Source organism: Falsiroseomonas sp., assembly GCF_030695085.1.
Classification (GTDB): Bacteria; Pseudomonadota; Alphaproteobacteria; order Acetobacterales; family Acetobacteraceae; genus Falsiroseomonas.
The window spans coordinates 1-20,339 of sequence record NZ_JAUYTS010000004.1 but is presented as its reverse complement, the minus strand read 5'-3'; the positions used below and the strand labels follow the sequence as shown (position 1 = coordinate 20,339).

Genomic DNA, 20,339 nt, shown 5'->3' with positions numbered 1-20,339 from the left:
GCTCCGGCGCTACGCGCGAGGATGTTCAGGCGCATGCCCGCACCTTCCGGAATACCGAAAGCTGGCCCAGCGTCGTGTCTTCCCAGCCGAAGCCTTCTGCGTAGGCGCGCGTGGCGTCCCGGTCCTGGCGTGCGGCCAGCAGGCGGCGCACGCTTGTGGCGATCGCCTCCGGCGTGGTCTTTTCCATCACCACGCCTGCGGCCGGGCTGCGCACCGCCTCGCGACTGCCCCAGGCGGGGCTGGCCACCACCGGGGTACCGCAGGCCATTGATTCCAGCAGCACATTGGCCCAGCCCTCACGTGAGGAGGCCAGTACAAGCGCGTCGGCCGCGCTGTAGTAACGCGCCAACTCGGCATGCGGCCGGCTGCCCAGAAGATGCACGCGGTCCGCCACGCCGAGCTGCTCGGCCAACGCCTGCAGCGCGGCACGCTCCGGCCCGTCACCCAGCACCATCAGCGCATGCCCGGGCAGCAGCGGCAGGGCGCGAATGATCAGATCATGCCCCTTGCGCGGAATCAGGTGGCCAACCGACAGCAGCAGCGGCCCGTTGCCCAGGCCCAGCGCAGCGCGCGTCTCGAGCCGGTCGCCGGCCGGCCGGAAGGCCTTCAGGTCGACGCCGTTGCGCAGCACCGTCACCTTGCCCGCCGGCGCGCCCAGTGCCACCAGGCCATCCTTCAGCCCGACACTCACCGCGATCAGCGCATCCGCACGCCGTATCGCATGCTGGATCAGCCGGCGCGGCACGGCGTGGTTCGGCAATTGGGAAATGTCGGAGCCGCGCGCGGTGATCACGACCGGCAGCCCGAATTCGCGCCCCAGCCAGACCGCCGCGACGCCGTCCGGATAGACATAATGCGCATCGATGGCATCGAACCGATGCCCTTCCGCCAGCAGCTGGGCAAGCACGCGACGGGCGCTGGCGTAGAGCGTGGCCGGCCCGGTCAGCATGCCGACGCCCGGCAATGCGGCGAAGCGCGGGTGGTGCACCGCCAGCCCGTGGCGGTCCTCCCGCACCGGGATGCCGGCATAGCGCGCCCAACCCTGCATCCGGGCCCCGCCCAGCCGCGCGGCCGCGGCGAAGGGGAAGTACGGTACGGGCGCCAGCACGGTGCTGCTCGCCGCGCCGCTGGCCACCAGATGGCGCAGGCGGTTTTCCACGAAGACGCCGTGGTTGGGCTGTGCCGCATTCGGGTACAGCGTGCTGAAGGTCAGCAGCCGCAGCACGCCTTCCGGCCGCGCTGCGTCGGCCACCTGCGGCCGTGCCTCCGGCAGCATCAGGGTCTGGTCCGGAGGCATCAGCCTTGTGCTCCTGGGGCCTTGCGGCACATTGCTCGTCTCAGTTTGAAAGGGTGATGCGCAGGCGCTCGGCCGCCTGGCGCTCGGCGAAGTCGGTGGTCGAGGCCAGCACCGGCTCCAGCGCGCGCCGCGCACCGGCGCCGTCACCGGCCTGGTGCAGCGCATAGGCCAGGTGGTAGCCGGCGGACGGCCCCTGCCCGGCGCGCACCGCCTGGCGCAGCAGCGTCACCGCCAGCTGCGGTTCACCGCTGCGGGCCAGGATCCAGCCGAGCGTGTCGGCGATGTTCGGGCTGGGGGCCAGGTAGTAGGCCCGCTCGGCGAAGCCGCGCGCCTCGGCCAGATGCGCCTCGCCCTGCTCACCCAGCACCCAGGCCAGGTTGTTCAACGCGATGGCGTTCTCCGGCGCCGCGGCCACCACCCGACGCAGGCGGGTCTCCGCCTGCGGGAAGCGCCGGGCCATCAGGTCGAACTGCGTCAGCGTGTTCAGCGCCGCCAGGTCGTCCGGGTTGGCTGCGACCCAGGCCTCCAGCACGGCCGACGCCTCCGGGGCGCGGCCGGCGGCGAGCAGCGCGGCGGCCTGCCGCTGCACGAGCAGGGATGCCGGAGCGCGGGCCTGCGCCGCGGCATAGGCTTCCGCGGCCTCGGCATGGCGCTGCTGGCTCATCAGCAGGTCGCCGGGCAGGGCGCGGGCGGTGGGCGGGGCATTCGGCGCACGAGCCAGCCGATCCGCCTCGGCCGTCGCCGCCGCCATGCCGCCAGCCCCTTCACGCAGCACGCCGAGCAGCGCCTGCTGCAGCCCTTCATCGGCCGGCGCCTCGCGCAGGCCCTGGCGCAGCAGCACCTCAGCATTGCGCGTGTCATTCTTGCGCACCAGCAGCGAGGCGAGGCGCCGGCGGGCCGGGACGGAGGAAGGATCCTCGGCCATCGCCTCGCGCGCTGCGCTCTCAGCGGCGTCGAATTGCTCCAGTGCCGCATGCAGCTCGGCACGCGCCAGCGGCAGCCCGGTGCCGCGCTGGTTGCGCAGCGGCTGGGTGTCCAGCACGGCAAGCGCGGCGGCGGCATTGCCGCGGCGCAGCAGCAGGCCCGCATGGTTCAACGCGAGCTGCGCATTGGCCGGGTGGGCCTGCTGCGCCGCAGCCAGCGCCGCCTGGGCGGCCTCCGCCACCTCGCTCCGGGCCTCACCCGTTTCGCCCTGGGCCAGTGCGGCCAGGCGCGCGGCGGCTTCGCCATTGGCGGGTTGCTCGCGCAGCACCGCACCCAGCAGCGGCACCGCCGCCATCCCCTCATCCTGCAGCATCATCACGCGCGCCAGGCCTAGCCGTCCCGGGACGCTGGCGGGATGGCGCTCCACCACGCCCTGGAAGGCGCGGCGCGCGCCGGCGGCGTCGAGCCGCAGCAGCCGCAGCGTGCCGTCCAGCGCGCCGCCCATCTCACCCTGCCGGCCCGCCGCGTCGAGCTGGGCCAGCTCCGCCGCCGCGGCCTCCAGGTCGCCGCGGGCGAGTGCGGCGGCGGCCAGCATCTCCCGCGCCCCAGGCTGTGCCGGGCCGAGTTCGAGCGAACGTTGCACTGCGCCCTGCGCCCCGCGCGGGTCACCGGCCGCCATCCGGGCGATGCCCAGGCGGGTCAGCAGCGCCGCATCCTCCGGCGCGATCCGCGCCGCTTCCTCCAGCGCCTGCGCGGCAAGATCAGGGCGCCCGGCGGCGCTCTGCGCGCGGCCGAGCGCCTCATACAGCGCCGCATCGCGCGGCCGGTTCTGGGTCGCACGGGTCAGCACCTGGGCGGCTTCCGCATGCCGCCCGGCATTCATCGCCATGCCGGCGAGCAGGCGGGCACCGCGCGCATCATCCGGCCGACGGGCCACATGACGGCGCGCCGCGTCTTCCGCCTGGGCCTGCTGGCCCAGCCCGTTCTTCGCCAGGGCGAGCAGCAGAAAGCCGTCCGGGAAATTGCCGAGCTGGGAGCTGATACGCTGCAGCGCGGCATCGGCCTGCTGCCAGTCTCGCTGGCTGCCGAACTGCATGGCGCGCAGATAGATCGCGGTGACGTTGTTCGGCGTGATCGCGAGCGCGGCGTCGAGATCCTGCGCCGCCTCCGCGGGCCGGTCGTCACGCAGCAGCGCCTCCGCCCGGCGCAGCCGCGCCGGCACATCGGTGGGTGTGCGGCTGACGACGCGGCCAAAGCTCTCGATCGCCCCGGCGCGATCGCCACGCTCGAGCTGCAGCGAACCCTTGCGGAGCCAGGCCTCGTCCATCTGGGGGTGTGCTGCCAGCACCTGGTCCAGCCGCGCTTCCGCGGCGCGCTGATCGCCTTCGGTCAGGGCCAGCGCCGCGGCCGCAAGGCCTGGCTGCGCGGCATTCGGCGCGAGCCGCTCCGCCGTCGCCACGGCGTCGCGCGCCGCCGGGAGGTCGCGCAGCAGCAGATGCGCCATCGCGCGCGCCGCGGCGATCTGGCCGGCGACGGGGGCAGGGGTCTCGGTCTGCGGGAAATCCGCCAGCAGTTCACGTGCGCGGCCCTGCGCCATGTAGATCCGCAGCAACAGCCCGGTGGTGCTGCCCTCCGGGTCATGGCCGCGCTCCAGCGCCGTCCGCGTCTCCCGCGTCGCGGTGTCGAAATCGCCGAGCCGCAGGCTGGCTTCCGCAAGGCCGATGCGGATGGCGCCGTCCTCCGGGCTTGCGCGCACGGCGTTGCGCCATTCGATCTGCGCGGCGCGCAATTCACCCCGCTGGTCAGCCGCGCGGGCGCGGTCCGCGGCGGGATTGGCGAAGGCGGGCGCCGCCGTCGCCATCAGGGCGGCGAGGGTGAAGGCGGGCAGGCTGTACAGATTGCGGGCCATCATTCGGTCTCCGTCAGGAGGGATTCGCATCGGCGCGTTGCGGCGAAAGCCCATGCGTCTCGAGCAGGTCATAAAGTGTCGGGCGGCTGATCCCGAGCAGGCGTGCGGCGGCAGACAGGCTGCCATTGCAGCGCGCCAGCGCGCGCCCGATCATTTCACGCTCCGCCCGCGCGCGGGCGGCACGCAGGTCGAGATCCTCGCTGGCCGGTTCAGCGAGAGGAACCGCCTGTGCCAGTTCCAGATCAGCTGCACTCAGCAGGGGTCCTTCGGACATCAACGCAGCGCGCTGGATGCGGTTACCTAGCTCGCGCACATTGCCGGGCCAGGGATGGGCAGCGATGGCGGCAAGCGCCGTATCATCGAAGCCGCGCAGGCGGCGCTGTGCCTCCTGCCCATGGCGGGCCAGGAACCAGCGTGCCAGCAGCAGCGCATCCCCGCCGCGTTCGCGCAGCGGCGGCACGCGCAGCGTCAGCGCGTTCAGCCGGTACAGCAGGTCCTGCCGGAAGCCGCCGGTCTCCGCCTGTTCCTCAAGCGGCTGATTGGTGGCGGAGACGACACGCACATCGACGCGGATCTTGGTGCGGCCGCCGATGCGCTCGATCATCTGGTCCTGCAGGAAGCGCAGCAGCTTGGCCTGCAACGACATCGGCAGGTCACCGATCTCGTCCAGGAAAAGCGTGCCGCCATGCGCCGCCTCGATCTGCCCGGTCACCTGGCGCACGGCGCCGGTGAAGGCGCCGCGCTCATGGCCGAACAACTCGCTTTCCAGCAGCGCCTCCGGAATCGCGGCGCAGTTCAGGGCGATGAAGGGCTTGGATGCACGCGGACCCAGCTGGTGCAGCGCACGCGCCAGCGCTTCCTTGCCGGTGCCGCTTTCGCCCAGCAGCAGTACGGGGACCGAGACGGTGGCCAGGCGCTCGATGCTCCGGCACAGCTTCAGCATGGACTCATCGGCGGTGATGATGTCCGCGATCGGGCTGGGGCGCGGCGCGGCGGCCAGGCGCTGATTCTCCTCCTCCAGCGCGCGCACATGCAGCGCGCGGTCGAGGATGGTGCGCAGCACGTCGAGATCGACCGGCTTCTCGCAGAAATCATAGGCGCCGAGGCCGACCGCACGCAGCATCGTCTCCCGCTGCCCCTGGCCGCTGGCGACGATGATGGGCAGGCCGGGTGCCAGGGCGCGCAGCGCGGCGAGCGTCGCAAAACCTTCCGCCACGCCTTCCGCATCCGGCGGCAGCCCAAGGTCGAGCAGCACGGCGGCCGGCTGTTCGCGCCTGGCCGTCGCCTCCGCCTGTCGTCGGTCATTGGCGATGACGACGCGCCACGCCGGGAAGGCCCATCGGTACTGTGCGCAGAGGCCGGGATCATCCTCCACAATCAGCAGCTTCGGCTTGCTCATGCCGCAATCTCCTGTAGTTGCAGAGGCCTGGCTGCCGGCTGGCAGGGCAGGGTCATTCGCATGGTCGTGCCAGCGCCCGGTGTGCTGAGCGCGAGCAGGTCCCCGCCGGCGGCGCGCAACAGATCGCGCGCCTGCCAGGCACCGACGCCGTTGCCATCGGCGCGGCCGGATACCAGGGGACGGAACAGATGGTCGCGCACGAATTCGGGGGTCATGCCGGGTCCGCGATCGGTGATATCGAGTTGCACGGAGTCAGCCTCCCGCCGCAGCGTGATGCGGACCGGGACGGCCTGGGGCGAGGCTTCAATGGCGTTGTCCAGAAGGTGGCGCAGGGCGGCGGCGAAGCCGTCGGGCGCGATGGCGATGCAGCAGGAATCGGCGTCATCCGCCGAGACCTCGACCGGATGCGCCACTTCGCGCAGAACCGCGCGGATGGTCTCGAGCGGGGCTATCAGCGCCGGCGGCTGTTCCGCCTCCGGCTCCCGCAGCCGGGCGATCAGCGCGTTGATTCGCTGTGCGGAGGCACCGACCGTCAGCAGCATGTCCTGCTGGAATTCCGGATCGGCGATGTTGTGCTCGGCATTGGCGAGAACCAGGGTGAGCTGGCTGGCAACATTCTTCACGTCATGCGCCACGAAGGCGAAGCGGCGCGCGTGCTCGGCCAGGGCGCGCTGGTCGTGCAGCCGTTCGGCGGCGCGGCGCTCGGCCAGGAACATCGCCACTTCGCGGCCAACAGCCCTCAGCAGGTCGAACGCCTCGGCATCCAGGTTGAAGGGCGCGCGCGGCGGCGCCAGCAGCACGAGGCCGAGCAGCCCGTCACGGTGATGCCGCAACGGCACGGCGAGCCATAGCGGCGCGAGATCCGCGCCAAGGTCACGCGGCACCGCGGTGACGATATGTGTGCCGTCCTGCAGCGCAGCGACAAGGGCGTGGTCCGGCGGCAGCACAATGTCATGCACCGGCAGGTTCCAGGACCCGGCCCAGCGCAACGGTGCCTGTGGCGCATCCCGCAGCAGCAGCAGGCCGGCCGGGCTGTCCACGGGATCGGCGATGGCGATGATGGCGCGCTGCTCGGCTTCCGCATGCTGGGCGGACAGCGTGGCGACGCAGCGCAGCCATTCGGCGCGATAATCGAAGCGGGCGGCAAAGAAATGGTCGACCACGCGCCGCCGGATATGGGAACGCATGGAGGCGGAGGAGGTCGCCACGGCAATGGCCAGCACCGCGCCGGCGAGCAGGCTGACCTGCGCCGCACCGCCCCAGTCGGCGCCGAAATGCCGCAGCCCTTCGCCCACCGCGCCGACGCCGGTCAGGAAGGTGCCGGCGATCACCAATGTCGCGCCATGGAACACGGCCTGACGCGAGACCGGCAGGTTGCGACGCCAGCGTCGGTCGCGCAGCGCGGCAAGCACCAGCAGCGGCATCGACAACGCCGTAAGTACCGCCCGGGCATCCAGCAGTGCCGGGGCATAGAAGCGATGCAGCGCCGCATCCGCGTGCAGCACCACATCGAAGGCGGACAGGCCGCCGAGTACGAGGCAGGGCAGGATCACGTGCCAGCGCGCCGCACGGTCCGCGTTGCGGTACAGATTCTCCGCCACCAGCAGCACCAGCAATGCCAGGCCGAGCCGGGCCATTAACCCCGGGGAGCCGAGGGTCGGCATCTGCGGCGTGTTGGGCAGCAAGGCCGTGAGCGAAAGCAGTGTCACCACCCCGCCAACCACCGCAAAGCGCCAGACCTGCGGCGTCGCGTTGGTGCCGCCATGGCGGCGCATGAGCAGCAGCAGCAGGGCGAGCCAGAGGGCACTGCGCAGGATCTCCAGCGCGCCGGGCAGCCCGTCCAATGGCATCGCGGGCCGCAAGGCCACGGCCATCGCCCATGCTGCAGCGGCCAGGCAGGCCAGGGTCAGCGGCAGTGTGGCGCGCAGCCGCCCGCAAGCCAGGATCAGCGCCGCCCAGCCGAGGCACAGAACGGCCGCGGCGACGTGCAGCCACGGCGTGGCCGCGGCGTTCATCGCAACCATCCCGGCAAACCCGTCTGCTGCGCGACGCCGTGCATCAGCGGGCGCCTTCCTGGAACAGGACCACGCGGACGGTCGATAGCAGGATCAGCAGATCCAGCAGCAGGCTGCGGCGGCGTACGTAGTACAGGTCGTAGGCCAGCTTCATCCGCGCATCCTCGACCGATGCGCCATAGGGATAGTTGACCTGCGCCCAGCCGGTGATGCCCGGCTTCACGATGGCACGATCGTGGTAGTGCGGGATGATCTCGCCAAGCTGCGCCACGAAGGTCGGCCGTTCCGGGCGCGGCCCGACGACAGACATGTCGCCCCGCAGCACGTTGAACGCCTGCGGGATCTCATCGATGCGCGTCAGCCGCATGATGCGGCCCACGCGCGTGACGCGCGGATCACCGCGGATCGCCCAGCGAGCGACGCCGCCAGCTTCGGCATCCGTCACCATGCTGCGGAACTTGAACAGCATGAAGGGGCGGTTGTTCAGGCCGACGCGCTCCTGCCGGTAAAAGATCGGCCCTTTGCTGTCGAGGCGGATGGCCAGCATGGTGAGCAGCAGCAGCGGCAACGTCAGCAGCAGTAGCGCACTGGCAACCAGGATATCGAAACCCCGGCGCAGGGCGGCCTCCGTCCGGCTGGTATGCGCGGCCTTGGCGCTGGCAAGCCAGCCTTCCGGAAGGCTTTCCAGATCCAGCCGGTTGAGACCGTGCTCACTGAATTCAGCAGCCGTGAAGACATGCACGCCGGCGGCCGCGCAATTCTTCTGCGTCTCCACAGGCAGCGGCGTGCGGGACGGTGCGATCACGGCCCAGACGCGCCAGGCGCGCAGCCGGCCGCGCGAGATGGCCTGGGAAAGCGCGTCGGCCACCGGTAGCGCCAACGTCACCTCGAAGGGCGCGTAGCCGCGATCCGTACCGGGCTTCTCGGCGCCGACCAGCGCCAGACGGCGAAGCGGCGGGCGCAGCAGCAGGAAGCCCAGGCGCGTGAGAAGGATGGCAATGGCGGTGCCAAGCATCACGGAGATCAGCGCATGCCGCTGAACGGGGCTGACGCCTTCACCTTCGGTGAACTGCAGCGCCAGCACCAGAAGCAGCAGCAGGATGGTGGTGCCGACCAAACCGGAGACCAGGGTGGCGCGCAGGCCGGCCAGTGTGGAGGGTTCATAGAAGCCGACGGCGCCGGCCACCAGCAGCACGGTTGTCGCCGTGATCGCCGCCACTGCCACTGCCGCGGCAAACCCTTCCGCCTGGCCGAACGAACCGCCTACGAACAACAGCGTTAGCACGCAGAGAAACACGGCGCCGGTCTCGCCGAGGCATAGTGCGAGGACTTCGGATCGTACGCTATGGCCAAACAAATTTGTCATGGGTGTCGCCCTCTTCTGCCCACATAATGCGACATTGCCGGGCAAACACGATCCGAATAATAATCACAAAATATTGTAAATGAGATGTTTGTAGCAAAATTGGCGCGAACCGGCATTTTAACTAAGGAATTTGCCGACAAAAGCGGGTGATTTTGCATCAAACGTAACACAAGCAGGGGAGCTTGCTTTAAACGTTAATACGCGGAGCTAAATTCTAGATAGCGCCGGCCGGCTCAGTTTTGTATCGCTCCTGCCACCAGAGGCGACGCCGGTCCGGGACCCTCCCGGCCCCCCAACGGCCCGCTTTTCTCCAGCCAGAGGCCATCGGCATGAAGAGCTTCCGCGTTGCAGGCATTCCGGCCTGGTCTGCCCTCATCATCGGGCTCGGTGCCGGGCTTGCCGGCTGTGCCGGCGCACCCCCTGCGCTGCCCGCTTCCACTGCACAATCCTCCGCCGCCAGCGCCTACGTCATCGGTCCGGGCGATACGCTGACGGTCTTCGTCTACCGTGCGCCGGAACTCAGCGCCGCGGCGCTGCCGGTGCGCCCGGATGGCCGCATCTCCCTGCCGCTGGTGCCGGACGTCGAGGCCGCCGGGCGCACCCCCAGCGAGCTGGCACGCGCGCTGGAGGAAGCCCTGGCGGAGTATGTGCGGGAGCCGAATGTCACCGTCATGGTGCAATCCTTCATCGGCCAGCCAAGCCGCCAGATCCGGGTGATCGGCGAGGCGACACAGCCGCTGGCGCTGCCCTACCGCGAGGGGTTGAGCGTCCTCGACGTGATGATCAACGCCCGCGGGCTGACGCGCTACGCCGCCGGCAATCGTGCCGAGATCATCCGCCGCCCGCCCAATGGTGCGGCCCCGCAGGTGATCCCGGTGCGGCTGGATGACCTGCTGCGTGGCGGCGACATTTCCCAGGATGTCGCCATGCAGCCGGGTGACACGCTGGTCATCCCGCAGGGTTGGTTCTGACCATGGACCTGCACGGGCTGTTCCGCCGGGCGCTGGCCGCCGGCGCCCGACATCGCTGGCGCGCCTTGGCGCTCGCCTGGGTGGTGTGCATCGGTGGCTGGGCCGGGGTCACGATGATGCCGAACCAGTATGTCGCAACCACCCGGGTCTATGCCGATGCGGATGCGATCCTTGGGCTGCTGCTGCGCGGCATCGCGATCGACAGCTCGCCCGCCAGCCAGGTCGAGACCCTGCAGCGCACGCTGCTGTCGCGCCCGAACCTTGAGAAGATCATCGCGCGCACGCGGCTTCAGGAGCAGGTCCGCGACCCGATTGGCCGGGAGCAGATGCTGACCCGGCTGGCGCGGGACATTCGCATCCGGACGCAGACCCGCAACCTGTTCACGATCGAGTTCCAGGACCGCGATCCACGGCTTGCGCATGACGTGGTGACTACCGCGCTGAATCTGTTCATGGAGGCGGCGATGGTCACCGACCGTCAGCAGATGGACAATGCGCGCAACTTCGTGGCCGAGCAGACCGCGTCCTATGAGGTGCAGCTTCGCCAGGCGGAGAACCGCCGTGCCGAGTTCCGGGCGCGCTACCTCGATATTCTTCCCTCCGACGCGCTTGGCGGGTCTTCCCGCCTCGAGGCGGCGCGCAGCCGCCTGGCGCAGGTGCAGGGCGAGTTGACCGATACCCGCAGGCGCCGTGACCTGACGCAGCAGCAGCTGCAGGAGATGGCAGCGGTGCCGGCGCCTGTCGTCACCTCAGGCGGCGGCAATCCGCGCCTGGTGGAGGCGCAGCGCCAATTGGCCGAGCTTCGCCTGCGCTATACGGACTCACACCCGGACGTTCGCGCGGCGGTTGCCGTGGTGAATGCCGCCCGCGCGGGCGGTGGTGGCGGCGGTGGTGCACGTGGGTCGGTTGCGCAGCCGCAGAACCAGGCGCTGGAGATGCTGCGCCTCAGGCTGGTCGACGCGGACTCCGAGATCGCTTCGCTGGAGCGACAGGAGCGTGAAGGCATTGCCGAGGTGGAGCGGCTGGACGAGATCGCCCGCAGCGCGCCGCAGGTACAGGCGCAGTTCCTGAACCTGGACCGCGACTACAACGTCCTGCGCCGCAACTATGACGAGCTGCTGGCGCGGCGCGAATCGCTGCAGCTGGCCGGCGCCGCGCGTGACAGTTCGGACCGCGTGCAGCTGGAGGTGGTGGACCCGCCGACTGTGCCGGCACAGCCGGTATCGCCCAACCGCTTCCTGCTCTCGGCCGGCGTGCTGGTTGCCGGGCTCGGCGCCGGTGTCGGTCTGGTGCTGCTGCTGATGCAGTTCGACCGCAGCTTCTACACGCTGGCGGATCTGCGCCGCATCGGCCTGCCGGTGCTGGGCGCTGTTTCCGCGCCGCCGCGGCGCGGGGCGGTGATCTCCGGCATCGGCTTCGCCGGTGCGCTTGGCATGCTGTTCGTTGCGTTTGGCGCCGTGCTCGCGGACGCGCCCCGCATCATTGCAAGGATGCTGCTGGCATGACCGGATTGAGCGCACCGCGCACCCACCTTGCCGAGCGTGCGGTGGCCGCGATGGGGCCGCTGCGGGGAGTGGACAGCCTGACACCCGACACGCTGGCACCGGACACGCTGGCACCGGCAGGGTTGTCCAGCCATGCGCCGCGGCGCGAAGGGCCCCGCAATGCCGAGGCCTTCGCGGAGGTGCCGGTGGCGCCGCCGCCGGCGATCAGCATGGAGGAGCTGCGTGCCGCAGGGCTGGCCTTCGAGCCGGAGGCGGAGGCACGCACCCGTCTGGCGGAGGAGCTGGCGCTGATCCAGACCCAGGTTCTGCGCGCCATCCCGGCCCCGGATGCGGCGCGCAACGCCACCACCTGCCGGCAATTGGTGATGATCACCAGCGCGGTGCCGGAGGAGGGCAAGAGCTTCATCGCGGTGAACCTCGCCGCGAGCCTTGCCGCCGGCACAGGCCAGCCGGTTCTGCTTGTGGATGTCGATGGCGATGTCACGCAGCGCCTGGATCTGGCGAATGCGCCCGGTCTGCGGGCGCTGGCGCAGGACCCGACGAAGACTGTTTCGCTCCTGCTGCGGACGACGGCCATTGCCGGCCTCTCGGTCCTGCCGCATGGGTTGCGGGCGCCGGGCCAGGCGGCGCCGAGCGGGGCGGCACTCGCGGCCGCGCTGCGGGCCGTGGCGGTGGCGCTGCCACGGCATGTCGTGGTGCTGGACATGCCGGCCGCGCTGTCCTCCAGCGACGCACCGGCCATGGCCGCCATGGTCGGCCAGGTGCTGCTGGTGGTGCGCGCGGAGACCACGCCACGTGATGCCGTGGAAGCTGCCCTGGATGTTCTCGAAGCCTGTCCCGTGCTGCAACTGGTCCTGAACCAGAGCCGGATGAGCAGCGATGACAGTTTTGGCAATTCGACGGCCTCAGCCGATGGCTGATCTTCTCCTGCGCGGGGCGGTCCTGGCCCTGGGGATGGCGGCGGTGCCCGCCTGGGCGACCAGCCCGCCACTGCCCGGCTCCACCGGGCCGGGCTCGCTTCCTTCTGTCCGCGCCGCGGCTGAGGCCGAAGGCGCGGCCGCGCGGGGCGTGGACCTGGTGGCGCCGACCGCGCCGCCGATCCGCATCGGCCAGTTCGGCTTTCCCACCACCGGCCCGCTGCCCGCAGCACCCGGCCCGGCCCGCGCCTGGACCATCGTGCCCAGCCTTACGGTCCAGGCGGTGGCGACGGACAACCTGACCAACAGCGGCAACCGGAAAAGTGGTGACGTCTTCACCACGATCACGCCGGGCGTGTTGGTTTCCGCCGATACGGCGCGGCTGCAGGGCGTGCTGAACTACACGCCGACCGCGCGTTTTCACGCGAATAACACGGACCAGGATCGCTTCGACCAGAATTTCAACGGCCAGGCGCTGGTCAGCGTCGTGCCTGGCACGCTGTTCCTGGACATGCGCGGTTCGTCGTCGATCCAGAGCGTCAACGGCGGCTTCGCGCCCGAAGGCAGCATTGTCACCGATGACCGTGACCGGCTGCAGACCACCAGCTTCCAGATTTCGCCCTACATTGTGCATCGCTTTGGCGACACGGCAACGATGCAGGTGGGCTACGCCTACCAGTGGGTCGACCAGAGCGGCGACGACCCGGTGCTGGCGCTGCAACCGGGCCAGTTCCGGCCTGGGGTGCAGGGCGGCACGGCGGCGCAGTCCTTCACCGCGCATGAAGGCTATGCGGTGGTCCGGACCGGTCCCGATTTCGGCCGGCTGGCGCTTGAAGGGCGCCTGCAGGCCACCGCCTATGATGGCGATGGCGTGCTGGATGGTGCCTATCGCCGGCTCGGCTCGGTCGAGGCGCGCTACGCCATCCTGCGCGGCCTCTCCGTGCTGGTGATGGGCGGCTACGAGCAGCAGCGCTTCGGCGGTACGCCCGGTATCGATATCGACGAGCCGATCTGGTCGGTCGGCACGCGGTTTGACTTCTCCGAGGCCAGCCAGGTGACGGTGCGCTACGGCCGGCGCAACGGCTTCAACTCGCTGTCCTTCGATGGCTCCGTCGCTGTCGGCGGCCGGACGCGCATCTCGGGCCGCTACGCGGAGACGTTGAGCACCGGGGCGCTGCAGGCGGCGGACCTGCTCTCCACCACCTCGCTCGACCAGTTCGGCAACCCGGTCGATCTGTCGACCGGCCTGCCGGTGGTGCGGCCCTTCAGCGGGTCCTTCCTGGGCAGCCAGAACAATCTGGCGCGCATCAAGACGGCCTCCGCCGCCATCGTGCAGACCTGGCCGCGGGATACCTTCGCCCTGACCCTGACGCGGGAGGAGCGGACGCCGGTTTCCGTGGCCGAGGGCGGCAGCAGCTTCGGGCAGCGCGGCACCTCCGCCGGCTTCACCTGGTCGCGTTCACTGACGCCGCGCACCACTGCGGTCGGCTTCCTGCAATACGGCCGCAGCAGCAACGATCTGCGCGGTGACGGTACGATCATGAGCGCAAGCCTCACTTTCGTGCACGCGCTGCGGGAGAACACCACCGCCACGCTTCAGCTGGCCAGCCGCCGGAACGACGCTTCGGTCGGCAATGGCACATCGACGCAGAATTTCATCCTCATCGGCTTGCGCCAAACCTTCTAGGAGCCCGCGATGCTTGGCGAGATCTACGGTTTCCGTGCGCATCCCTTCCAGATGACGCCGGATGCCAAGTTGTTCTACGAAAGCTCCGTCCACGCACGCGCCTATGCGCATCTGCTGTACGGTCTGGCGCAGCGCGAGGGCTTCGTGGTGGTGACAGGGGAAGTCGGCGCCGGCAAGACGACGCTGGTGGAGCGGCTGTGCAGCCAGCTCGACCCGACCGGCTTTGCCGTGGCCCGCGTCTCCACCACCCAGGTGGCGGGGGATGATCTGTTGCGGCTGGTGGCCGATGCCTTCGGCGCGGAGCCGGAGGGCAACAAGGCTGCCGTGCTGCGCGGCATCTCCGCCGCGCTGCGCAATGGCGACCGTCGCTACCTGCTGATCGTGGACGAGGCGCAGGGCCTGGCACCGGCGGCGTTGGAAGAATTGCGGATGCTGTCCAACGTGACGGAGGGCGGCCAGGCGCCGATGCAGACCATCCTGCTGGGCCAGCCGCAGCTGCGCCGTACCCTGGCCAGCCCGGATCTCGACCAGCTGCGCCAGCGCGTGCTGGCCTGCTACCACCTGGGCGCGCTGTCACGCGAAGAAACCCACGCCTATGTCGAGCACCGCATGCGCGCGGTGGGCTGGCTGGACCATCCGCGGTGGGAGGAGGGTGCGCTGGACCTGGTGCACCGGCACAGCGAGGGCATTCCGCGCCGCATCAACCGCCTCTGTTCGCGCGTGCTGCTCGGCGCCGCGCTGGAGCGCGCCACGGTGCTGACCGCGCCGCTGGTGGAGGCGACGGCGATCGAGCTGGAGGAAGACCTCGGCGGCGGCATGGCGCCGCAACTGTTCGGTATGCCGGCGCCCGATGCCGGCGTGGTGCTGCGCGATATCGAGCACCGGATCGAGGCGCTGGAGAATCTGACGGCGCGGCGTGAGCGGGTGTTCCAGCAGATGGCCGATCTGTTCGGCGGTGGGCGGAGGACGCACCGGTGAATTTTCAGAACCGCAACGCCCCGGCGCAGGGGCACCACATCCGCAACGCGATGAGCGTGGATGTCGAGGATTGGTTTCAGGTCCAGGCCTTCGCCGAGGCGATCCCGCGCGACGAATGGGAGCAGCTGTCCTGCCGGGTGGAGGCGAATACCGAGCAGGTGCTGGAGCGCTTCGCCGAAGCCGGCGTGCGTGCCACCTTCTTCACGCTGGGCTGGGTGGCGCAGCGCTACCCGACGCTGGTGCGGCGCATCGTTGATGCCGGGCACGAACTCGCCAGCCACGGCCATGGCCATGAACGGGTGGATGCCATCGGCGCCGAGGCGTTCCGCGCCGATATCCGCCAGGCGCGGATGCTGCTGGAGGATACCGGCGGCGTGGCGGTGCAAGGCTATCGCGCGCCGACCTTCTCGATCGGGCCGCATACGCCCTGGGCGCATCCGATCCTGGCCGAGGAGGGCTATCGCTATTCGTCCTCGGTCTTTCCGGTGAAGCATGACCTGTACGGCGCACCCGATGCACCGCGTGGGCCGCACCATCCGCATCCGGATGGCGTGCTGGAACTGCCGATGACCACGGTGCGCGCCCTCGGCCGCTCACTGCCCTGTTCCGGTGGCGGCTGGTTCCGGCTGGCGCCGTATCCGCTGTTCCGCGCCGGGTTGCAGCGCGTGAACCGGACGGAGGCGCGCCGCGGCATCTTCTACTTCCATCCGTGGGAACTGGACCCGGACCAGCCGCGCGTCTTCCAGGCCAAGGCCCTGTCCCGCTTCCGCCACTACACCGGCCTGCCCAGCATGGGCGCGCGGTTGGACCGGCTGCTGCGCGATTTCGCCTGGGGCAGCATGTCCGATGTCTTCGCGGAGGAACTGGCGGAGCCGGCCCTGCCCGCGAAGCTGCGCGCGATGGCGGGGTGAGCATGGTGCGGATTCGGGAATTGGAGGACGGCGCCTGCGCCGCCTGGGATGATTTCGTCCATCGCACGCCGGGGGCGACCTTCTTTCACCTGTCGCCCTGGCGCCAGGTGATCGAGCGCGCCTTCGGCCACCGCACCCACTACGCCTATGCGGAACAGGACGGCGCCATCGTCGGCGTGCTGCCACTGGCGCGGATGAAGACACTGCTGTTCGGCGACGCGCTGATCTCGACGCCCTTCTGCGTCTATGGCGGCCCCGTTGCCGCCACGCCGCAGGCCGCCGCGGCACTGGAATCCCACGCGATGGACCTGATGCGCCGCACCGGCGTGCCCAGCCTGGAATTCCGCCGCCGCGACGCGGCGGATGAGGGCTGGGCCGAACGCCCCGCGCTGCACCACACCTTCCGCCGCGCCATAAGCGGCGATGCGGATGCCGACATGAAGGCGATTCCGCGCAAGCAGCGCGCCATGGTCCGCAAGGGCATTTCAAACGGCCTGACCAGCGTCTCTAACCACGACACGCGCGCGCTGCATCATGTCTATGCCCGCATGGTGCATGCGCTCGGCACGCCCGTCTTCTCCGAGAAGTATTTTCGGTTGTTGGGGGAGGCGTTTCCCGATTCGCATGATGTGACGACGGTGCTGCACGAGGACCGGCCCGTGGCCGCCGTGCTGAACTTCCACTTCCGGGACGAGGTGCTGCCCTATTACGGCGGCGGCACGCCGGAGGCGCGCGGGCTTGCGGCCAATGATTTCCTGTACTGGGAAGTGATGCGCCGCGCCGGCGCCGAACGTGGCGCGCGCATGTTCGATTTCGGCCGCAGCAAGGCCGGCACCGGCGCCTTCGACTTCAAGCGCAACTGGGGGTTCGAGGCGCAGCCGCTGCATTACTGCTACCAGCTTCGCCAGGGCGCGACGCTGGCGGAGAACAACCCGGCCAATCCGAAGTTCAAGCTGATGATCGCCGCCTGGCGCCGGCTGCCCTTGCAGGTGGCCAATCTGATCGGGCCGCAGATCGTGCGGGGTCTCGGCTGATGAAGCCGCGCCTGCTGTTCCTGTGCCACCGCATTCCCTTCCCGCCCGACAAGGGCGACAAGATCCGCGCCTGGCACATGCTGGACCGGCTTGCTGAAAACTGGGACGTCGATCTCGGCTGCCTGGTCGATGATCCGGCCGATCTGCGTCATCTGCCGGTGCTGCAGGCGCGTTGCGCCAGCGTGGTGGCACGGCAGACCGGGTCGCGCCGGCAGGCCGCGCTGCGCGCGCTGCTGCGCTGCCGTCCGGGCCTGCCGCTGAGCCTCGGCTGGTTTCACGAAAAGGGCCTGTGGGACTGGGTGCAGGCGCATCTGGCCGCCGGCACGCATGACGCCTGCTTCGTCTATTCCTCGGCCATGGCGCCCTATGTGATGGGCCCCCGGCATCCCGGCATGCGCCGCGTGCTGGACATGGTCGATGTCGATTCCGAGAAGTGGCGCGCCTATGCCGCGGATGCACGGCCGCCGATGCGCCAGGTCTGGGCGCGGGAAGCGCGGACGCTGCTGGCCTTCGAGCGCCGCGCGGCTTCCGCTTTCGACCGCACCCTGTTCGTCTCCGCCGCCGAGGCCGCGCAGTTCCGGTCCATGGCGCCGGAAGCGGCGGCGCGGGTGGACCATGTGGATAATGGCGTGGACCTGGCGGCCTTCGACCCGGCGCTGCCGACGCCAAGCCCCTACGCCCCCGGCACGCAGGCCGTCGTCTTCACCGGCACCATGGACTACCGCCCGAATATCGAGGCGGTGTGCTGGTTCGCGGAACAGGTCATGCCGCATTTGGCCGACCTGCCGGGCGTTGCCTTCCACATCGTCGGCGTCAATCCCGCACCCGCGGTGCGTGCGCTGGCCGCGCGGCCGGGTGTGCATGTGACGGGCGCGGTGCCGCGCATCCAGCCCTGGATCGCGCATGCGGCGGTGGCCGTCGCGCCGCTGCGGATTGCCCGCGGTATCCAGAACAAGGTGCTGGAGGCGATGGCACTCGCGCGGCCGGTGGTGGCCAGCCCCGAGGCCTTCGAGGGCGTGCGTGCCCTGCCGGGCCGGGACATCCTGGTGGCCGAGGGCGCCCTCGCGATGGCGGATGCGGTGCGCGGGGTGCTCGAGGGCCGGCATCCGGGCCTGGGCGCGCGGGCGCGGGCGGCGGTGACGGAAGCGCATGACTGGAACGCCACGCTGCGCCGCCTCGATGCGGTGCTGCCCGTGCGGGAGACAATGACGGCATGAACGTGATCCTGCCCGTGCGTCCTGCAACCGGCCTGCATGGCGGCTGGGCGCTGCCGGTGGCGGCGCTCGGTCTTGGGCTTCTGGCCCTCGGCCTGCTGTTCCAGGCGGAGGTTGCGGCGGCTGTCGCCACCTGGGACCGCTCCGCCACCTACAACCATTGCTGGCTGGTGCTGCCGATCGCGATCTGGCTGGCCTGGGTACGGCGGGATCGCCTGAAGGTGCTGCGGCCCGAGCCTTCGCTGCTTCTGGCGCTGCCGGCGCTGGGCGGCGCGCTGGCCTGGCTGGTGGCGGAACGGCTCGGCATCATGGAGGGGCGGCAGCTTGTCCTGATCGGGCTGGTCTGGGTCCTGGTGCTGGCGACGCTGGGCTGGCGCATCACGCTGGCGATGGCGGCCCCGCTGGCCTACCTGATTTTCCTCGTACCATTCGGCGAGTTCGCCACGCCCTTCCTGCAGGACGTGACCTTGCAGATGATCCTGGCAGGGCTGCGCTTCTTCGAGATCCCGCATTACGCCGATGGGCTGGTGATCGAGATCCCGGCCGGCACCTTCCTGGTGGCCGAGGCCTGTGCCGGGCTGCGCTTCCTGATCGCGGCCATCGCCTTCGGCGCGCTGTATGCGCTGGTGATGTTCCGCAGCCCGGGACGCCGGCTGATGGTGATGCTGCTGGCCATCGGCGTGCCGGTATTGGCGAACGGCATCCGTGCACTGGGCATCGTGCTGTTCGGGCATTACCTGGGCAGCGCGGAGGCGGCGGCGGCGGACCACCTGATCTATGGCTGGGTGTTCTTCTCGGTCGTGCTGCTGCTGCTGGTGCTGGCCGGTCTGCCCTTCCGGCAGGATGGCGCGGTGCCGCCGGTGGTGCAGGACCCGCTGGCGCCGTTGCGGCCGCGGCGCGTGGCACCGGCCCGGGGCGTGGCGGTTGCGGCGCTGGCCGTGGGCCTGGCGGCGACGGGGCCGCTGGCGGTGGCCAGGCTGGATGCGGGCGTGGCGTCGCCGGTGGTGCAGGATGCGGCCTTGGCGGCGCCGGAAGGCTGCGTCGCGGACGGGCTGGCGCTGCGCTGCGGGGGGCTCGTCGCCACTGCGCGGCTGATGCACTTCGCAAACGACACCAACTGGGCCGCCGTCGCCGCGGCACGTCGCGCGGCCGCCGGGGCTGTGAATGACGACGCGTTGACCTTCGGCGTGCAGGCTCCCGGCATGGCATGGCAGGTGCGCCAGGTTGCGGGCCGGTCCGCGCTGGTAGCCGTGGCCGCGTGGCGGGACGGCGCGGCGGCGGGGGATGGTCTTCGGTCACGCGCCGCGCAGGCGCTGTCGACGCTGCGCGGCGGCACGGCGCGGCCCGTGCTGGTGGTGGTGGAACTGGCCCCTGAGGATGCCTCGGCGCTGGACGTTGCCGAGGCCAGCCGGGTGATGCGTGCCGTGCTCGCGGCGCAGCGGCAGGGTCTGGCCGCCGTTGCGGCGGTGCGCTCAACGGGTTCGTGACCTCTGTCGGCATCACTTACAGGCGGCCGACATAACCGCCAATATCACAACTAAGTATCGGAAAGAAAGGAGAAAAAGGTCTGGCACGCGAGTTGCTTAATGAGGGCCAGGCCTCTGGGATTGCTGGCGGCCGCTTCGAATGAAGGATCAGATTATGAAGAAGGCACTCTTCGGCGCCGTCGCCGCCCTCGCCCTCATGGCCTCCCCCGTCCTGGCCGGCCCGATCATGCCGGGCAGCAACCTGTCGATCGGCGGCATCAACCAGGTCACCGACACGGAGATCACCTTCTCCGGCCCGCAGCGCCTGGACATCGCCGAGGGTAGCTTTTCCGGCCTCGGCACCTGCGTGAGCTGCGTCGACATTGCCAACTTCTCCTACGCCCCGACGGTGTCCGAGGGTCTGCTGTTCACGATCACGAACAACGGCCTGGTCAGCACCTTCATCCTGGATGCGGGCGCGTCGGTGACGAACATTGCCGGGTCTCCTGGCACGCTGTCGGTCCGCGGCACCGGCACGGCGACGCTGACCGGCTTCGACGACACCAAGGGCACCCTCGCGTTCAGCACGCAGAGCGGCCTCCTCAGCAACGTGACCTTCTCCGCCACCGTGGTCGCGGTGCCGGAGCCGGCCTCGCTCGCGCTGTTCGGCTCCGCGCTGCTGGGCCTCGGCCTGGTGCGCCGCGCGCGCCGCAACAAGGCCTGATTGAGCAGTCCTGCCCCTCGCG

General features: G+C 70.2%; 15 protein-coding genes. 10 read left to right on the top strand and 5 right to left on the bottom strand.

Going from position 1 to position 20,339, the window contains the following annotated elements; genetic code table 11:
- Positions 1 to 25: 25 nt before the first annotated feature.
- Genes Q8S40_RS00500 through Q8S40_RS00480 form a run of 5 tightly spaced genes read right to left on the bottom strand, consistent with a single transcriptional unit; the run spans position 26 to position 8,910 of the window.
- A complete protein-coding gene (locus Q8S40_RS00500) occupies positions 26 to 1,297 on the bottom strand; it encodes a glycosyltransferase family 4 protein (RefSeq protein ID WP_305668865.1) in 1,272 nt (423 codons plus the stop codon).
- Between the two features lie 40 nt (positions 1,298 to 1,337).
- Positions 1,338 to 4,130 (bottom strand): XrtA/PEP-CTERM system TPR-repeat protein PrsT, encoded by a 2,793-nt coding sequence (prsT, locus tag Q8S40_RS00495; protein WP_305668864.1) that lies wholly within the window; start codon positions 4,128 to 4,130, stop codon positions 1,338 to 1,340.
- Between the two features lie 13 nt (positions 4,131 to 4,143).
- On the bottom strand, positions 4,144 to 5,529 hold the full coding sequence (gene prsR, locus Q8S40_RS00490; protein WP_304807727.1) for a PEP-CTERM-box response regulator transcription factor: 1,386 nt from the start codon (positions 5,527 to 5,529) through the stop codon (positions 4,144 to 4,146).
- Complete coding sequence (gene prsK / locus Q8S40_RS00485) at positions 5,526 to 7,544, bottom strand: XrtA/PEP-CTERM system histidine kinase PrsK (RefSeq protein WP_305668863.1); 2,019 nt, start codon at positions 7,542 to 7,544, stop codon at positions 5,526 to 5,528. The genes prsR and prsK overlap by 4 nt, the downstream gene beginning before the upstream one ends.
- Positions 7,545 to 7,587: 43 nt before the next feature.
- Positions 7,588 to 8,910, bottom strand: a complete 1,323-nt coding sequence (locus Q8S40_RS00480) for an exopolysaccharide biosynthesis polyprenyl glycosylphosphotransferase (protein ID WP_305668862.1) — start codon at positions 8,908 to 8,910, stop codon at positions 7,588 to 7,590.
- A gap of 329 nt (positions 8,911 to 9,239) precedes the next feature.
- Between Q8S40_RS00480 and Q8S40_RS00475 the strand changes: the two genes are divergently transcribed.
- The 10 genes from Q8S40_RS00475 (at position 9,240) to Q8S40_RS00430 (ending at position 20,317) form a co-directional block, all read left to right on the top strand.
- The gene (locus Q8S40_RS00475) at positions 9,240 to 9,881 is read left to right on the top strand and encodes an XrtA/PEP-CTERM system exopolysaccharide export protein (RefSeq protein ID WP_305668861.1); all 642 of its coding nucleotides are present in this window, start codon (positions 9,240 to 9,242) and stop codon (positions 9,879 to 9,881) included.
- Positions 9,872 to 11,386: an XrtA system polysaccharide chain length determinant gene (locus Q8S40_RS00470; RefSeq protein WP_305668860.1), complete on the top strand. Its 1,515-nt coding sequence runs from the start codon at positions 9,872 to 9,874 to the stop codon at positions 11,384 to 11,386. The genes Q8S40_RS00475 and Q8S40_RS00470 overlap by 10 nt, the downstream gene beginning before the upstream one ends.
- The gene (locus Q8S40_RS00465) at positions 11,383 to 12,306 is read left to right on the top strand and encodes a hypothetical protein (protein ID WP_305668859.1); all 924 of its coding nucleotides are present in this window, start codon (positions 11,383 to 11,385) and stop codon (positions 12,304 to 12,306) included. The genes Q8S40_RS00470 and Q8S40_RS00465 overlap by 4 nt, the downstream gene beginning before the upstream one ends.
- Positions 12,299 to 13,990: a TIGR03016 family PEP-CTERM system-associated outer membrane protein gene (locus tag Q8S40_RS00460; RefSeq protein WP_304815040.1), complete on the top strand. Its 1,692-nt coding sequence runs from the start codon at positions 12,299 to 12,301 to the stop codon at positions 13,988 to 13,990. Before Q8S40_RS00465 ends, Q8S40_RS00460 begins: the two co-directional genes overlap by 8 nt.
- 9 nt (positions 13,991 to 13,999) lie before the next feature.
- On the top strand, positions 14,000 to 14,968 hold the full coding sequence (locus Q8S40_RS00455) for an AAA family ATPase (RefSeq protein ID WP_304815039.1): 969 nt from the start codon (positions 14,000 to 14,002) through the stop codon (positions 14,966 to 14,968).
- Positions 14,965 to 15,879 carry an XrtA system polysaccharide deacetylase gene (locus Q8S40_RS00450; RefSeq protein WP_305668858.1) on the top strand — a complete coding sequence of 305 codons (915 nt, stop codon included), beginning with the start codon at positions 14,965 to 14,967 and terminating at the stop codon, positions 15,877 to 15,879. The genes Q8S40_RS00455 and Q8S40_RS00450 overlap by 4 nt, the downstream gene beginning before the upstream one ends.
- Positions 15,880 to 15,881: 2 nt before the next feature.
- Positions 15,882 to 16,913 carry a FemAB family XrtA/PEP-CTERM system-associated protein gene (locus Q8S40_RS00445; RefSeq protein WP_305668857.1) on the top strand — a complete coding sequence of 344 codons (1,032 nt, stop codon included), beginning with the start codon at positions 15,882 to 15,884 and terminating at the stop codon, positions 16,911 to 16,913.
- Positions 16,913 to 18,130 (top strand): TIGR03087 family PEP-CTERM/XrtA system glycosyltransferase, encoded by a 1,218-nt coding sequence (locus tag Q8S40_RS00440; protein ID WP_305668856.1) that lies wholly within the window; start codon positions 16,913 to 16,915, stop codon positions 18,128 to 18,130. The genes Q8S40_RS00445 and Q8S40_RS00440 overlap by 1 nt, the downstream gene beginning before the upstream one ends.
- On the top strand, positions 18,127 to 19,614 hold the full coding sequence (gene xrtA, locus Q8S40_RS00435; protein ID WP_305668855.1) for an exosortase A: 1,488 nt from the start codon (positions 18,127 to 18,129) through the stop codon (positions 19,612 to 19,614). Before Q8S40_RS00440 ends, xrtA begins: the two co-directional genes overlap by 4 nt.
- A gap of 154 nt (positions 19,615 to 19,768) precedes the next feature.
- On the top strand, positions 19,769 to 20,317 hold the full coding sequence (locus Q8S40_RS00430) for a PEP-CTERM sorting domain-containing protein (protein WP_305668854.1): 549 nt from the start codon (positions 19,769 to 19,771) through the stop codon (positions 20,315 to 20,317).
- Positions 20,318 to 20,339: the final 22 nt, after the last annotated feature.